Origin of the sequence: Aeromonas sp. PI_26, assembly GCF_027854445.1 — a bacterium.
GTDB lineage: Bacteria > Pseudomonadota > Gammaproteobacteria > Enterobacterales > Aeromonadaceae > Aeromonas > Aeromonas veronii.
In genome coordinates, this window is record NZ_JAJNOE010000004.1 from 244,673 (window position 1) to 261,364 (window position 16,692).

At 55.7% G+C, this 16,692-nt stretch carries 9 protein-coding genes; 7 read left to right on the forward strand and 2 right to left on the reverse strand.

Annotation, left to right across the window (positions count from 1 at the left end; all coding sequences use genetic code 11):
* Nucleotides 1-14 precede the first annotated feature (14 nt).
* Nucleotides 15-1,430: an FAD-dependent oxidoreductase gene (locus LRL22_RS07215; RefSeq protein WP_270905060.1), complete on the reverse strand. Its 1,416-nt coding sequence runs from the start codon at nucleotides 1,428-1,430 to the stop codon at nucleotides 15-17.
* 12 nt (nucleotides 1,431-1,442) lie between these two features.
* The gene (gene gltB / locus LRL22_RS07220) at nucleotides 1,443-5,900 is read right to left on the reverse strand and encodes a glutamate synthase large subunit (protein WP_270905061.1); all 4,458 of its coding nucleotides are present in this window, start codon (nucleotides 5,898-5,900) and stop codon (nucleotides 1,443-1,445) included.
* A gap of 611 nt (nucleotides 5,901-6,511) precedes the next feature.
* On the opposite strand from gltB, the gene LRL22_RS07225 reads away from it, so the two are divergent.
* The 7 genes from LRL22_RS07225 to LRL22_RS07255 form a co-directional block, all read left to right on the forward strand.
* The gene (locus LRL22_RS07225) at nucleotides 6,512-7,441 is read left to right on the forward strand and encodes a TIGR01212 family radical SAM protein (RefSeq protein ID WP_270905062.1); all 930 of its coding nucleotides are present in this window, start codon (nucleotides 6,512-6,514) and stop codon (nucleotides 7,439-7,441) included.
* 377 nt (nucleotides 7,442-7,818) lie between these two features.
* Nucleotides 7,819-9,963, forward strand: coding sequence for a type I secretion system permease/ATPase (locus LRL22_RS07230; RefSeq protein ID WP_236290408.1), 2,145 nt, complete (start codon nucleotides 7,819-7,821; stop codon nucleotides 9,961-9,963).
* Complete coding sequence (locus tag LRL22_RS07235; RefSeq protein ID WP_005350982.1) at nucleotides 9,956-11,389, forward strand: HlyD family type I secretion periplasmic adaptor subunit; 1,434 nt, start codon at nucleotides 9,956-9,958, stop codon at nucleotides 11,387-11,389. Before LRL22_RS07230 ends, LRL22_RS07235 begins: the two co-directional genes overlap by 8 nt.
* 37 nt (nucleotides 11,390-11,426) lie before the next feature.
* A complete protein-coding gene (locus LRL22_RS07240) occupies nucleotides 11,427-12,752 on the forward strand; it encodes a TolC family outer membrane protein (RefSeq protein WP_043819337.1) in 1,326 nt (441 codons plus the stop codon).
* Between the two features lie 135 nt (nucleotides 12,753-12,887).
* Nucleotides 12,888-13,640, forward strand: a complete 753-nt coding sequence (locus LRL22_RS07245; protein ID WP_005350994.1) for a transglutaminase-like cysteine peptidase — start codon at nucleotides 12,888-12,890, stop codon at nucleotides 13,638-13,640.
* A 3-nt stretch (nucleotides 13,641-13,643) separates the two neighbouring features.
* Nucleotides 13,644-15,569 carry an EAL domain-containing protein gene (locus tag LRL22_RS07250; RefSeq protein WP_270905063.1) on the forward strand — a complete coding sequence of 642 codons (1,926 nt, stop codon included), beginning with the start codon at nucleotides 13,644-13,646 and terminating at the stop codon, nucleotides 15,567-15,569.
* A gap of 269 nt (nucleotides 15,570-15,838) precedes the next feature.
* Nucleotides 15,839-16,692 (forward strand): retention module-containing protein (locus tag LRL22_RS07255; protein WP_270905064.1); only part of this gene is annotated, 854 nt, incomplete at its 3' end.

Here is a 16,692-nt window from a genome sequence, read left to right on the forward strand (position 1 = left end):
CTTGGTCGGTCGGATCAGACCGCCAGATAGTCCATGATCCCTTCGGCCGCTTTGCGCCCTTCGTAGATGGCGGTCACCACCAGATCGGAGCCGCGCACTGCGTCGCCACCGGCGAACACCTTGGGGTTGCTGGTCTGGAAGGCATATTCCGCCTGCTCGCGCGCCTTGATGCGATCCCGATTGTCGAGCTCGATGCCGAACTCCGCCATCCAGGGTTGGGGGTTGGGCTGGAAGCCAAACGCCATCACCACCGCATCGGCAGTCAGCACCTGCTCGGAGCCCTCGATGACCACCGGATTGCGGCGGCCATTGGCATCGGGTTCACCCAGCTCGGTGCTCACCACCTTGATGCCGACGGTGCGACCGCTGGCATCCAGCTCGACCGCTACTGGTTGCAGGTTGAACATGAACTCGACCCCCTCCTCGCGGGCGTTTTTCACCTCCCGCTTGGAGCCCGGCATGTTCTCCTCGTCGCGGCGATAGGCGCAGATCACCTTGGCGGCTCCCTGACGGATGGCGGTACGCACGCAGTCCATGGCGGTATCGCCACCGCCCAGCACTACCACCTGCTTGCCGGCGAAGTCGATGTAGTCGGCTTGTGCCTTCTCGAAGCCCAGCAAGCGGTTGGCGTTGGCGATGAGGTAGGGCAGGGCGTCATAGACGCCCGGCGCCTCTTCGTTGGCAAAGCCACCCTTCATGTACTTGTAGGTGCCGACCCCGAGGAAGATGGCATCGAACTCGCCGAGCAGATCGGCGAAGGTGATGTCCTTGCCCACCTCGGTCTCGAGACGAAACTCCACGCCCATCCCCTGGAAGATCTCGCGGCGACGCTGCATCACCTCTTTTTCCAGCTTGAAGGAGGGGATACCGAAAGTGAGCAGGCCACCGATCTCCGGATACTTGTCAAACACCACCGGGGTGACGCCGTTGCGTGCCAGCACATCGGCGCAGGCGAGACCCGCCGGGCCGGCGCCGATGACGGCGACCCGCTTGCCGGTCTTGACCACGTTCGAAAGATCCGGCTTCCAGCCCATCTCGAACGCCTTGTCGGTGATGTATTTTTCGATGTTGCCGATGGTCACCGCGCCGAAGCGATCGTTGAGGGTGCAGGAGCCCTCACAGAGGCGATCCTGCGGGCAGACCCGACCGCACACTTCCGGCAGGCTGTTGGTCTGGTGGGAGAGCTCCACCGCCTCCAGAATGCGCCCCTCTTTGGCCAGCTTCAGCCAGTTGGGGATGTAGTTGTGGACCGGACACTTCCACTCGCAGTAGGGGTTGCCGCACTCGAGGCAGCGATCCGCCTGCATCTGTACCTGCGGCTGATTGAAGGACTCGTAGATCTCCACAAACTGGATTTTGCGGATCTTGAGCGGCTTCTTGGGCGGGTCGACCCGCTGGACATCGATAAACTGAAATACGTTCTGGCTCATAGGGTTCCCTCCTTATTGCGCCTGGATTCTGAGTTCTGCACTGGAACGGCTGGTGTGACCCAGCAGCGATTTCACGTCGCTGGACTTGGGTTTGATCAGCCTGAACTTGGGCACATAGGAGTCGAAGTTGGCCAGGATCTCCTCGGCGCGCGAGCTGCCGGTCTCATTGAGGTGCGCCGTGATGATGCCGCGCAGGTGCTCCTGATGGATGGCGAGATCCGCCACGTCCAGCAGTTCCACCAGCTCGGGGTTGGTGCGCTTGGCGAAGTTGCCGCTCTCGTCGAGCACGTAGGCAAAGCCGCCGGTCATGCCCGCCGCGAAGTTGACGCCGGTCTGACCCAGTACGGTGACGATGCCGCCGGTCATGTATTCACAACCGTTGTCGCCAATCCCCTCGACCACCGCCAGGGCGCCGGAGTTGCGCACCGCGAAACGCTCGCCAGCAGTGCCCGCGGCGTAGAGTTTGCCGCCAGTGGCGCCGTAGAGGCAGGTGTTGCCGATGATGGCTGCCTCGTGGGATTTGAACGCCACGCCGACATGAGGCTTGATCACCAGCTTGCCGCCGGTCATCCCCTTGCCCACATAGTCGTTGGCGTCACCGGTGAGGATCATCTCAAGGCCGCCAGCGTTCCAGACGCCGAAGCTCTGGCCTGCGGTGCCGTTGAAGTGCACCTTGACCGGATCCGCCGCCATTCCCTGATTGCCGTGACGTTTGACGATCTCGCCCGAGAGACGCGCACCCACCGAGCGGTCGGTGTTGCGAATGTCGTAGCGGAACTCGCCGCCGCTTGAGGTTTCCACCGCCTCCAGCAGATCCTCCACCATTTTCAGGTTGAGTGGCCCCTTGTCGAAGGTGGGGTTGTGTTGCTGGCTGAACAGGCTGGAGCCTGCCGGTGCCACCGGACGGGCCAGAATGCCGGAGAGATCCAGCTTGGCCTGACGGGCGGTGAGGCCGGGCAGGGCTTCCAGCAGATCGGTGCGGCCAATCAGGTCGGTCAGCTGGGTGACGCCGAGCTGGGCCATCAGCTCGCGGGTCTCCTCGGCGATGAACTTGAAGTAGTTCATCACCATCTCCGGCAGGCCGGTGAAGTGCTCGCGACGCAGCTTCTCATCCTGAGTGGCAACGCCGGTGGCGCAGTTGTTCAGATGGCAGATCCGCAGGTATTTGCAACCGAGCGCCACCATGGGGCCGGTGCCAAAACCGAAGCTCTCGGCGCCGAGGATGGCTGCCTTGATGATGTCGAGGCCGGTTTTGAGACCGCCATCCACCTGCAGCCGCACCTTGTGGCGCAGGCCGTTGGCGACCAGCGCCTGCTGGGTTTCGGCCAGACCCAGCTCCCACGGGGAGCCGGCATATTTGACCGAGGTGAGGGGGCTCGCGCCAGTGCCGCCGTCATAACCGGAGATGGTGATGAAGTCGGCATAGGCCTTGGCCACGCCGCAGGCGATGGTGCCGACGCCGGGCTCAGACACCAGTTTCACCGACACCAGACAGCTCGGGTTGATCTGCTTGATGTCGAAGATGAGCTGGGCCAGATCCTCGATGGAGTAGATATCGTGGTGCGGCGGCGGCGAGATCAGGGTCACGCCGGGCACGGAATAGCGCAGCTGGGCGATCTGGGCAGTCACCTTGTCACCGGGCAGCTGGCCACCTTCGCCGGGCTTGGCACCCTGCGCCACCTTGATCTGCACCACATCGGCGTTCATCAGGTAGTGGGGGGTGACGCCAAAGCGGCCGGAAGCCACCTGCTTGATGCGGGAGTTTTTCTCGGTACCGAAACGCTTGGGATCTTCGCCGCCTTCGCCGGAGTTGCTCTGACCGCCGAGGCGGTTCATGGCGACAGCCAGTGCCTCGTGGGCCTCAGGACCGAGGGCGCCGATGGACATGGCGGCGGAGTCGAAGCGGGGGAACAGCTTGTCGGCCGGCTCAACCTGATCCAGCGCGACCGGATTGTCGACCTTCTTCAGGGCCAGCAGATCGCGCAAGGTGGCAACCGGGCGCTCGTTCACCAGACGGGCGTACTCCTTGTAATCGGCATAGTTGCCGGAGCGCACCGCCGCTTGCAGGGTCTGCACCACATCCGGGTTGTAGGTGTGGTACTCGCCGCCGTGGACGAACTTGAGCAGGCCACCGTGGGGGAGGGGCTTGCGCACCAGCCAGGCCTGACGGGCCAGATTGTGCTGATCCTGCTGGATGTCGGCAAAATCGGCACCCTGAATACGGCTCGATACGCCGCGGAAGCAGGTATTGACCACCGACTTGGCCAGACCCACTGCTTCAAACAGCTGGGAGCAGCGGTAGCTGGCGACCGTGCTGATGCCCATCTTGGACATCACCTTGTAGAGCCCCTTGTTGATGCCGTTGCGGTAGTTGACCATCGCCTGGCGCAGGGACATGGTGAGCACGCCCTCTTCAACCTGTTTGGCCAGGGTTTCGTAGGCCAGATAGGGGTAGATGGCGGTCGCGCCAAAGCCCAGCAGCACCGAGAAGTGGTGCGGATCGCGGCAGCTTGCGGTCTCCACCAGAATGTTGGCGTCGCAGCGCAGGTTGTTGTCCACCAGGGTGCGCTGTACCGCGCCCACCGCCATTGCGGCCGGGATCGGCAGGGTGTCGGCGTTGATATCGCGATCCGACAGCACCAGCAGCACGGTGCCACTCCTGGCAGCGGTTTTGGCCTCCTCGCAGATGCGCAAGATGGCCGCTTCCAGCCCCTCTTCGGGCTTGAAGTTGAGGCTGATCACCTGATGACGGTAGTACTCACCTTCCAGTGCCAGTAGCTGGTGGAAGTCGGAGTAGAGCAGGATCGGTGACTGGAACAGCACCCGGTGGGCGTGGCCGAAGGTCTCGTTGAAGACGTTCTGCTCGCGACCGATACAGGTGGCCAGCGACATCACGTGGTTCTCACGCAGTGGATCGATGGGAGGGTTGGTCACCTGTGCAAACATCTGGCGGAAGTAGTCATAAAGGGTGCGCGGACCGGAGGAGAGCACCGCCATCGGGGTGTCATCCCCCATGGAGCCGACCGCTTCCTGACCGTTCTCACCCAGTACCCGGATGATCTGATCCAGCTCCTCGAAGGAGTAGCCAAACAGCTTCTGATAGGTTTTCAGCTGCTCATCGGAGAACTCGCGGCTACCGGTCTGGCTGTCGTCCATCTGCTCGAAGGGGACCAGTCGGCGGCAATGTTTATCCATCCACTGCTTGTAGGTGTGACGGTTCTTGAGGTCGTCATCGATCTCGAAGCTGGTCCACACCTTGCCGTTGCTGGTATCGACCACGAACAGCTCGCCCGGGCCGACCCGGCCCTTCTCCAGCACTTCGTCCGGGGTGTAGTCCCAGGTGCCGACCTCGGAGGCGAGGGTGATGAACTTGTCCTTGGTGATGACGTAGCGGGCCGGACGCAGGCCGTTGCGATCAAGTGCGCAGGTGGCGTAGCGACCGTCGGTCATGACGATACCGGCCGGGCCGTCCCACGGCTCCATGTGCATGGAGTTGAAGTCGTAGAAGGCGCGCAGGTCGTCATCCATGTTCGGGTGCTTTTGCCATGCAGGCGGGATCAACAGGCGCATGGCGCGGAACAGGTCCATACCACCGGCGAGGAAGAGATCCAGCATGTTGTCGAGGCTGGAGGAGTCAGAGCCGGTGGTGTTGACGAAGGGGGCCGCTTCCTGCAAATCGGGGATCAGCGGCGTCGCAAATTTGTAGCTGCGCGCTTTGGCCCACTGGCGGTTGCCGGCGATGGTGTTGATCTCGCCGTTGTGGGCCAGATAGCGAAACGGCTGCGCCAGCGGCCAGCGCGGGCTGGTGTTGGTGGAGAAGCGCTGGTGAAAGACGCAGATAGCCGCCTGCATACGGATGTCGGCGAGATCCAGATAGAAGCGCGGCAAGTCCACCGGCATGCACAGCCCTTTATAGACGGTGACCAGGTTGGAGAGGCTGACCACATAGAAGTAGTCGTCGTTGACTCGCTTTTCGATGCGGCGGCGCACGATATAGAGGCGGCGCTCGAGATCCTTGTCAACCCAGCCGGGCGGGGCGTTGACAAAGACCTGTTCAATGCTGGGCAGGGAGGCTTTTGCGATAGTACCCAGTACGTTGGTATCGACGGGCACCTTGCGCCAGCCGACCAGACTCAGGGTCTCTTTTTCCAGCTCTTCGTCGATGATATCGCGGGTCTGCTGTGCCAATACGGGGTCAGGGTTGAGAAACAGCATGCCGACCGCATAGTTGCGGCCAAGGTGCCATCCCTTCTCCTCGGCGACAGCTCTGAAGAAGCTGTCCGGTTTTTGCAGCAGCAGACCGCAACCATCGCCGGTCTTGCCATCGGCGGAGATCCCGCCGCGGTGCTGCATGCGAGCCAATGCTGACATCGCGAGACGGACAAGCTTGTGGCTGGCTTCCCCTTCCATGTGGGCCAACAGGCCGAAGCCACAGTTATCCCTCTCCAGCTTTGGATCATATAGTGACATTGCATTTCTCCCTTGCTCGGCCTTGTATCGCACAGTCATCACCTGACTGCATAAATTGCGATTGGCTCTTGTGGTTCCGTCTGCCTGACGTGGCGAATCTCCAAACTAATGGGATTTTCTGGCGAGGTCAATCGCAGGTCAGGTTTGTCTTCATGGTTACATTCGCATAACAAAATGTCGGGTTAGGGGGATTAGCTCGCAGTTATGGAGTGTTTATTCTGTGTGGTTTGATTTTGTTGGTTAAATATATCGCCATTGACGGGCTCAATGGTGCGCTCGGCGACGATGGGCGAATGTAGTAATTTTACCAACCCGATGTGGCCGACAGCGGAAGGGATCACATTTTCAATATCCCATGCTTGCAATTGTGTGCTGTCGGGTCTCTTTGAATTTTTCATTGTTCAACAGTGGGTTATCAGGTCTCATTTTCATATGGATGTTTACTGTTTGAATCGTCAAAGAACTGTAAAAATCCTTTTTTTGCGCTTTTTCTCTATATTTATTCAAAATTGGTCGGGTATTTATATGTTTTCCCCTCTCCGCTAGCTTGATCCAGCTCAGCCCCTGTTTTGCGCAAGCTCGTACAATGGCGCTCCTTTAGCGGAGGTGTCATGCAGTTACACGAACTCGTCAATACATTCGGTCAGGATCTCAAGCAGCGTCATGGTCAGAAGATCCACAAACTCTCCATCCACGGGGCCTTCACCTGCCCGAACCGTGACGGCACCCTGGGCCGTGGTGGCTGCACCTTCTGCAACGTATCCTCTTTTGCTGACGAGTCGGCTCAGCAACTCTCAGTGGTGCAACAACTGCTGGCTCGCCGGGACGAAGTCACCCGTGCCAAGCGCTATCTTGCCTATTTTCAGGCCTATACCAGCACCTATGCCGAGGTCGAATATCTTCAGCGGATGTATGAAGAGGCGCTGTCAGTGAGCGATATGGTGGGGCTCTGTGTGGGCACTCGTCCCGATTGCGTGCCGGATGCGGTGCTGGATCTGTTGGCGGGCTATCAGGCCCGGGGTTACGAGGTGTGGCTGGAGCTCGGGCTGCAAAGCGCCAACGACAAGACCCTGCAACGGATCAACCGCGGCCATGGTTATGCCGCCTATGAGGATGCGGTAAGACGTGCCCATCAGCGCGGCATCAAGGTATGTGCTCATCTGATCGTCGGCCTGCCGGGCGAAGTGCCGATGGACAGCCTCGATACCCTGCATCGCATCGTTGAGACCGGTGTTGAGGGGATCAAGTTGCATCCGCTTCATGTGGTTGAAGGCAGTACTCTTGGCAAAGCGTGGCTGGCGGGGCGCCTTGAGGTATTGACGCTGGAGGAGTATGTGGAGGCGGCCGTTGCCATGATCCAGCACACGCCGCCCGAGGTGGTGTATCACCGGATTTCGGCCTCCGCGCGCCGTCCAACCCTGTTGGCGCCAGCCTGGTGTGAAAATCGCTGGACGGCCATGGCGGACATTGCCAAAGCACTCTCATTGAACGGCCCGCAAGGTCACGCGTTGGGCAGACCCTTCATACTTCCTGACCTATAATTGAGCGTCAGATTATTATTTTCACGTAAAACATAGGGTTATATAAAAAACTTCATACCCTAAACTATAGTTTTGGTACGTGCCGGTTGATATAGTGGTGCGCCATAATAAATGTCATTATCAATTAACTCCGACATTCACCCTGATTGCAGTGTTAGCATGGTGTTGATGAGCCGATTATTTTTACCAATAACGATTCATGCCGCCATTGCTGCTGCGCCGGGAAATTGGCGATGAGTGTCGCGATCTATCTGGACAGGTTTATCCCCTGATCAGTCTCATCAGCGGGAAGGCCACTCGGTTTTAGCGTGGCTATAGCAGGGAAATATGAGCGATGAACGCTCTTATCTACCTCATTTATGCAGTGACAGGATGCTATGCAAGCAGAAACAAGTCGTATTGATGAGTTATTGGAGTGTCTGGTCTTCTTGACCCGTTTTTATGGTGTGCCCAACAGCCAGGATGCCCTGACGACCGGGTTGCCACTGGTCTCCGGACGCCTGACAACCGCACTCTTTTGCCGTGCTGCCGAGCGGGGCGGGTTATCCGCCCGTGAAGTGATACAGCCACTGGCTGATATCTCTCCCTTGCTGCTGCCTTGTGTATTGCAGATGCGCAGTGGCGGCGCCTGCATATTGCTGGAGTGGAACGAAGATCGCAGCCAGGGGAAAGTGATTTTCCCGCAGGCCGGTGATGCCGCGCAATGGCTGACCGCAGCCCAATTGGGTGATGAGTATCTGGGGCGCCTCTTCTATGTAAAGAAGCAGTTCAAGTTTGACGAGCGCTCTCCCAAGGTGCTGGAAACCCGTGATGGACACTGGTTCTGGAGCACCTTGTTCGAATCCCGCGGTATCTATCGCGATGTGCTGATCGCCTCCATTCTGATCAACCTGTTTGCCATCGCCAGCCCTCTTTTCACCATGAACGTCTATGACAAGATTGTACCCAATCTGGCGTTTGATTCGCTCTGGGTGCTGGCGGTCGGGGCCATGGTGGTCTTTACCTTTGATTTTGTGATGCGGCAGTTGCGCAGTTACTTTATCGATATCGCTGGCAAAAAGTCTGATGTGCTACTGTCCGCCAAGATTTTCGCCAAGGTGATGGGCATGAGGATGGAGTCTCGTCCTGCTTCCACCGGTGCTTTCGCCAAACATCTGCAGGAATTTGAGTCGGTGCGGGAGTTTTTCACCTCCGCAACGGTTTCTACTCTTATCGATCTGCCCTTTGCCGTCTTCTTCCTTTTTATTATCTGGATGTTTGCAGGCGTAATGGTGGTGGTTCCCATCATCGCCATGCTGATCCTCATCGCCTACAGCTTCTATATTCAGGAGCCCCTCAAGCAGTCCATCGAAGAAGGGTCACGCCTTGCGTCCCAGAAGAACGCCAACCTGATTGAAAGTATTTCCGGGCTGGAAACCGTCAAGATTTTCGGCGCCGAGAGTATGTTCCAGCATCGCTGGGAGCAGGCCGTCTCCCATATTTCCACCTGGGGCGTACAGACCCGCCGCATTACCAACTCCATGTCCTCATTGGCCAGTTATATCCAGCAGGTGGTGACGGTCGGTCTGGTAATCGTCGGTGTTTACCAGATCTCGGAAGGTTTGGTCACCATGGGGGGCATGATTGCCGCCGTGATGCTCTCCAGCCGCGCCATTGCGCCTATGGTGCAACTCTCCGTGTTGTCGACCCGTTATAACCAGGCCAAATCTGCACTGGATATTCTGGAAAAAATCATGCAAACCCCGGGAGAGCAGGAGGAGGGCAAGCAATATATCCATCATCCGGTGATTGCCGGTCGAATTGAATTCGAAAATGTCTCCTTCAAATATCCGGGAATGGAAACCAGCACCCTGCACAATATCAATTTGCGCATTCAGCCGGGCGAAAAGGTGGCGATTATCGGCCGGATTGGGGCGGGTAAAACGACCCTCGAGAAGTTGTTGATGGGACTTTATCGACCGACCGATGGCTCGGTACGTATCGACGGTTTTGAACTCGATCAACTGCCACCTGCGGTAATCCGCCGCAATATTGGTTGTGTCCCGCAAGATGTCATTCTTTTCTTTGGCTCGGTGCGGGACAACATCATGCTGGGTAATCCGCTGGTGGATGATGTGAGAGTCTTGCGCGCCGCCAAGCGGGCGGGTGTCACCAACTTTACCAACCGGGATCCCAACGGGCTGGATCGGCAGATAGGCGAGGGTGGCCGTCAGCTCTCCGGTGGCCAGCGTCAGTCGATCCTGCTGGCACGTGCCCTGCTCAATGATCCCCCCATTCTGGTGATGGATGAGCCGACCTCCAACATGGACAACCAGTCCGAGATGCAGGTTAAGCAAGAGCTCGCCAGACTGGGCCCGGAAACCACATTGATCCTCATCACTCACAAAACCTCAATGCTGGATGTGGCATCGCGAGTGATCGTTATCGAGCAGGGACAGATCGTTGCTGATGGCCCCAAAGAGGTGGTGTTGCAGCAGTTGAAAGAAGGCAAGGTGCGCGTGCAGGAGGTGTCCCATGGTTAAGGGGCTCATGGACTGGTTCAAGCGTAGCAAAAAGACGCCTTCCGGCGAGGTATTGCCAGCACCCGAGCATCTGGAGTTTGTCGATGACGGCGCGGCAGCTGTACTGCTGACCACGCCGACCGGAGCTCGCATCCTGTTGTGGTGCTGTTTCCTCTTTTTCATGAGTGCCATCGTCTGGGCGGCCTGGGCCGAACTGGATGAAGTCACCGTGGGTCAGGGCAAAGTTATTCCGTCCCGTCAGCTGCAGGTGATCCAGAACCTGGAAGGGGGGATCGTCAAAGAGATCTTCGTCAAAGAGGGGGACATCGTCGAAAAGGGGCAGCCGCTGCTGCGTATTGATGACACCCGTTTCCGCTCCGACTTTAGAGAACGGGAGCAAGAGGTCGTCACCCTCAAGGGGGATGTGGCCCGTCTGCGCGCCGAGATGGCCAGCGTCGAGGTGAAAAACGACCCGGCACTGGGGTGGCGTGAACAGGTCGTGGTAGGTGAAGCGCCAATCCAGTTTCCCGATGGTTATGAAACCGTCTTTGCCGAATACGCACACCGTGAGCGGTCTGTACAGCGGGATCGCCTCAATAATCTGAAGAACCAGCTCTATATTCTTGGTCAGCAAATCGAACAGAAAGAGCAGGAGCTGATTGAACTGAATGCCAAGATCCGCACCGTGAATCGCAGTGTGGATTTGGCCAGACAGGAACTGAATATTAGCCGTCCGCTGGCGAAAGAGGGTATAGTGCCTCAAGTGGAGCTAATTAAGCTGGAGCGGCAGGTCAACGAGATGCAGGGGGAGCTGGAGAGCAACCGTCTGCTGATCCCAAAACTCAATTCGGTACTGCGTGAGACCATCTCCAAACGTAATGATATTGCGCTGAAGTTCAGAGCAGACTCCCAGACTGAACTGAATGAGAAACAGGGGCGGCTTGGCCAGTTATCAGAAGGGCAGGTTGGCTTGCGAGACAGGGTTGACCGGACCAGCGTGATTGCTCCGCTCAAGGGCACCATCAAAAAACTCAAGATCAACACCCTGGGCGGCGTGGTTCAGCCCGGCATGGATTTGATGGAGATTGTGCCGTTGGAGGATACCTTGCTGGTAGAAGCCAAGGTGTCACCGAAAGATATCGCCTTCCTGCGACCGGGGCTGGATGCCATCGTCAAAATTACTGCCTACGACTTTACAATCTATGGAGGATTGCATGGCAAGGTTGAACAGATAAGTGCGGATTCGATCCAGGATGAGGAGGGAAACTCCTTTTATCTGGTTCGGGTTCGGACAGAGAAGAGTTACTTGGGCGATGAGCTTAACGCACTTCCCATCATCCCCGGTATGTTAGCCAGTGCTGATATCATTACTGGTAAAAAAAGTGTCCTAGACTATTTGCTTAAGCCGATTTTACGGGCAAAGCAGTCGGCACTGAGAGAACGATAAGCCAACAATCTAAAAACAAAACATGACTGGAGATAACATGAAAAAAACGATTGTTGCCATGCTGGTCAGTGGCTGCATCCTGATCCCGAGTTTGGGTCAGGCCCAGACTCTGGAAGAGTCGGTGGCACAGACACTTGCTACGCATCCCAAGATAAAGGAAGCGTTTGATCTGTATCAGGCACGACTCTATCAGCATGATGGAGCCAAGGGTGGCTATTATCCTACGATCGATCTGCGTGGCGGCGTAGGCTATGAAAAAACTGACAGCCCTTCTACCCGCGCTGCCAGTGCCAACAGCAATATTGATGATTCCATGACTCGCAAAGAGGCTGGACTCAGTCTGCGGCAAATGTTGTTTGATGGCTTTGATGTCAGCAACAACGTCTCCAGAACCGAAGCTGAAGCCAATGCCCAGCGTCTGGCGATGATCTCCGAAGCTGAAAATACCGCGCTGCGGGTAGCTGAGGTCTACCTCAATATGCTGCGTCAGCAGGAGATCCTGGAGCTTTCCAAACAAAACCTGGAAACCCACGAACAGATCCGCAGCGACATCAGCAAGCGGACTGATTCAGGGCTTGGCTCTACTGCGGATCAGACCCAGATTGAAGGTCGTGTTGCCCGGGCCTATTCAAATCAGGCCGCTGCTGAAAACAACTATCGCGACGCAGAGAGTGAATTTATTCGTGTCGTGAACGAGGTACCAAAAGATCTGGTACAGCCGGTTCCCAATACCGAGCTTATCCCGGCCAGCCTCGATAGTGCGCTGAAAACGGCGACCGAAGTCCACCCGACCCTGCTCTCTTCCCTGCAGGATATCGAAGCGGCCAAGTATCAACATGAAGGCGCCAAATCCGGTTTCTACCCGAATGTAACATTCGAGGTCGATCAGAACTGGAATGAGGATATCGATGCGGTAAAAGGGCGCAACGATGATCTGACCGCAATGGTGCGGATGCGTTACAACCTGTTCCGTGGCGGTTCTGATGTGGCAGAGAGCAATGCAACATCGGCGCTCTACTCTCAGGCGAAAGACATTCATTTGAATGCGTTTCGCCAAGTTGAGGAAGGCACTCGTCTGGCCTGGAATGCGAAAGAGTCGCTGGCCAAGCAGAAGACCTTCCTGAAAGAGCATGTTGACGCCAGCTATGACACCGTACAGGCATACAAGAAGCAGTTTGGTTTGGGTCAACGGACATTGCTGGACGTATTGAACACCGAGAACGAATTGTTCGAGGCGCGTCGCAGCTATATCACCGCTGAGTATGATGCACTGCTGGCTGACTATCGCATTCTCAACGCGACAGGCAGTCTGCTCAATGCATTTAGCGTCAAACAACCCGCTGAATGGCAGGCCAGGCAATAACTGTTTGTTCATGATCCCGCAGGGATCATGAACGCCAACATGGTGACTGCTGCTGGCAGTCACCATGTTTGGCTAACGCAGGTTGTTGTACGAGCTTTGAGGAGTGCAGCAGTAATAATGCAGCAGGAATATGATGTGACACTCCAGCGCGGAACCGGTAGCCGATGGTGTTATCTTCTTAATGAATGGAGATACAGATCCCTACGCGCTCTGCGCCACTCCTTATGGATCCTGCTGTTACCCTTCTCACTTCTGCTCTGTGCCAGTCAGCCTCTGCCACAGGAAGATCTCAACTTGATCAAACGGGCGGAGCAGACCTATGGCGCCAGAGCCGGCAAGCGTGTAACTAGTTGGCGTATGCTGGTCATGGAGACGAAGGGCAGGGCCCTGAGCGAAGAAAAAAAGCTTGAGCGGGTAAATAATTTTTTCAATCGGATGCGTTTTATTGACGATATCAAGTTGTGGCGCAAAAAGGATTATTGGGCAACCCCGCTAGAATTTTTGGGAGCCGCTGGGGGAGACTGTGAAGATTTCAGTATCGCCAAATACTCTACGCTGCTCGAGCTTGGGATCCCGGATGATAAAATGCGGATGGTGTACGTTAAGGCTCTTGATTACAACCAGTTTCACATGGTGGTGGCATATTATGAGACACCCTCTTCCGTTCCGGTTATTTTGGATAATTTGATAGGCTCGATTCGCCCAGCCACACAGCGGCGTGATCTGGTGCCTATTTACAGTTTTAACGGTAGTCACTTGTGGTTGATGAAGGCACGAGGCCAAGGGGAACTGGCTGGTCAATCATCCCGCTTGGGATTATGGAATGATTTACGCAATCGCATGACCTCGGGGCGATTGGCTCGGCCAGTGGTGAATTTGGATGATTAACCTATGACGCTCTATCGACAGTTATTAGCCACCATGCTGCTGCTGTTTGGATTGTTATTTGCGGCCACATACTGGGTGCAATTCAATTCAACCCGCACTTATCTGGCGCAGCAACAGGAAACAACGGTCATCAATACGGCAACCTCGCTGGGGCTTGCGCTCACCCCCTATCTGGAAAACGGTGACAAGGTCGGTGCCGAGTCGGTGATCCAGGCCATTTTTGATGGTGGCTATTATCGACTGGTTCGCCTTGATCTGCTGGCATCAAAGGATGTCATCGAGCAGGAAAATACCAACAATATTCAGGGGGTACCGCGGTGGTTTGTAAATTTGGGACTGTTTCCTGAGGTATCCAACGAGTCAATTCTGACATCTGGCTGGTTGCAGCTTGGAAAATTAAGAGTAGTGGGTCACCCCGGCCAGGCTTATTACGAGTTGTGGCGGGGGATGAGTGAGCTGGCGAGCTGGTTTCTAGTCGGCTTTTTGATCACCACCATTTTGTTGATGAGAGCGCTCAACTACTTGCTCAAGCCACTCAAACAGATCTGTGAGCAAGCCGTCGAGATTGAGCTGCACCATTTCGGTCATACGATCCCAGAGCCTAAAACCCATGAATTGAAGCAGGTCGTTCAGGCGATCAACACCCTCTCAAGCAAGTTGGCGTTGCAATTTAAAGAGCAAGCCGATGAGGCCGAGAAATTGCGTGAGCGGGTTTATGTCGATGCCGTGTCGGGGCTTGGCAACCGAGCTTATTTTGTGGGTCAGGTAAACGCATGGATCGCGGAGGCAGGCCAAGGTGGCGTCATGCTGGTTGCGGTCGACATGCTGGATGATATCTATCGCGACGAAGGCTTTGCTGCCCGCGACAACATGGTCAAATCGATAGCTCAGGCTTTGAAAGAGCAATTAAAAGGGTGGGATGGCGCAGCATTGGCACGGATCTCCGCGACGGAATATGCGCTACTCTGTCCAACTGACGATCTGACTCAGCTAAAGGAGCTGGCTGAAGTGATTAATAGCCGCATTGCCGATCTGGTGGTGAATCCAATGGGCGAAGGGGATGCGCTCTCCGTCATCGGTATTGCCGGTCGTGATGGCAATGATGATCTCTCTGCCTTGTTGACCAAAGCCGATAATGCGCTTGGCAAGGCGCGCAATGAGCGCCGTGGTGCTGTTGTCATGGAAGGGGGAGCCGAGCAGGGGTTGATGGGGCGCTTGGCATGGCGTGATTTGGTTCAGGATGCTATTTCGCATCACCTCTGGCGATTCAAGGCTCAGCCAGCTTGCCGATTTGATAACGGGGCCAGATTGCATGCCGAGTTGTTTGCATCTATCTCTCGCGATGGCACGGACTATTTTGCCGGTCAGTTTTTGCCTGCCATCGAACAGTTCAAATTGGGGGGCGATTTTGATCAGGCAATACTTGATGCATGTGTTCCCTTACTGCACAAACAAGCGGATCTAGTGCTGGCAATTAATATAACGGCAGGTTCGCTTTGTTCGGATGAGTTTTTGACCTGGCTGACGCACTATCTGGTCGAACATGGCGAATTGAAAGAACGGCTGTTATTCGAGATACCCGAGGCAGCCATTATGAAGCACAAAGATCATGTGGCCGCTTTGGTAGGCGCATTGCAGGTCCATGGTTTCCAGTGGGGGGTTGACCACTACGGCCGTCACTTCCAGTCACTGGGCTATCTGGAGGAGTTAGCGCCTGCCTATGTCAAGGTGGATCACGGTTATACCAGTCAGGTCATGGAGCCGGGTGCTGACACCTCATTCTTGGCTGCAGTGTGCCGAGCTGCGCACAATGCCGGTGTGACCACCATTGCAACCCGCGTCGAAGATCAACATCAAGTGGAACTGCTTTCCAAGTTGCATATCGATGGTTATCAGGGATTTGTGCATCCTGCTTTCCCCTTGTCTTGATTGATATGTGCACTGTAGAAATGGCCCCGAATGGGGTCATTTTTTATATCAATACAATATATTTTTTGATTTTTTTATTATCAAATTAATATGGGTGTTATTTGGTTCCATTTGTATCGTTATGATTTTGATGAAGAAAAAATAACCTTTCGATTTTATTCTCTATATCGGTTTGAGGGCAGTCAAACCTATAGATTATTGCAACGGAAAAGCACGTTATCTCCCTCTACGGTGTAGACATCAAGATCTGTCACGTTGGAGCAATGGATATGCGTACCCAAATCATCGACAAGTCCGTGGTTGTCTCAGCTATCGAAGGGAATGTGGAGATTGTGCTGGCTGATGGCAGCAGTCGCCCCCTGCAAAAGGGGGAAATACTCCAGCCCGGTGCCAAATTGACCATAGCGGATGATACCAAGCTTGTTCTTTCCCCCTATGACGATACACCAGCGCAGAATGTACCCACCGGTTCCGAATTAGCAGAACCGGGACAACCGCAAGGTGGTGCCAGCACTGAGGGCGCTCCTTCTGACATTGCTGCATTGCAAGAGTCAATTTTGCAAGGCGTTGACCCGACGCAAAACTTTGAGGCTTCAGCAGCAGGTGGTGCACCTGCTGCCGGTGGTGGCGGTGGTATTGGCGGGGTAGCAGGAGCAAGCGGCAATGGTGGCTTTGTCACCATTGATAGAACCGGTGATGCGACCATTGCCGAGGCCGGTTTTGATACCAATTATCAGGCTGAACCCATTATCAACACTGAGCAAGCGGCTGAACCACTGTTAGAACCGGAGCCACTAACTAATCTCTTGTTGGATGAGAGTGAAGTATCTTCGATGGATGAAGATAACCCTGTCAGTGGTGATCTTTTGACCAACAGCTCCAACCCGGATGGTCCCTTGGCTCAATCCATCATCAGCTATAGCTGGGGTAGTAATATTGATGTTCCCGCAGGTGTTACATCGACCCTTACTGGCATTGGTACGCTGATCATCAACAGTGATGGCTCTTTCACCTTTACCCCCGCTCCTGACTATTCTGGTGCAGTTCCTACAGTGAGTTATCTGGTCACCGATAGTTCTGATGTTGTTACTTCGACCTTGACACTGATAGTGACGCCACAAGG

Excerpts from the sequence above, each read along its gene's own strand:
- LRL22_RS07215 (WP_270905060.1), bottom strand. The coding sequence starts at position 1,430 with ATGAGCCAGAACGTATTTCAGTTTATCGATGTCCAGCGGGTCGACCCG.
- gltB (WP_270905061.1), bottom strand. The coding sequence starts at position 5,900 with ATGTCACTATATGATCCAAAGCTGGAGAGGGATAACTGTGGCTTCGGC.
- LRL22_RS07225 (WP_270905062.1), top strand. The coding sequence starts at position 6,512 with ATGCAGTTACACGAACTCGTCAATACATTCGGTCAGGATCTCAAGCAG.
- LRL22_RS07230 (WP_236290408.1), top strand. The coding sequence starts at position 7,819 with ATGCAAGCAGAAACAAGTCGTATTGATGAGTTATTGGAGTGTCTGGTC.
- LRL22_RS07235 (WP_005350982.1), top strand. The coding sequence starts at position 9,956 with ATGGTTAAGGGGCTCATGGACTGGTTCAAGCGTAGCAAAAAGACGCCT.
- LRL22_RS07240 (WP_043819337.1), top strand. The coding sequence starts at position 11,427 with ATGAAAAAAACGATTGTTGCCATGCTGGTCAGTGGCTGCATCCTGATC.
- LRL22_RS07250 (WP_270905063.1), top strand. The coding sequence starts at position 13,644 with ATGACGCTCTATCGACAGTTATTAGCCACCATGCTGCTGCTGTTTGGA.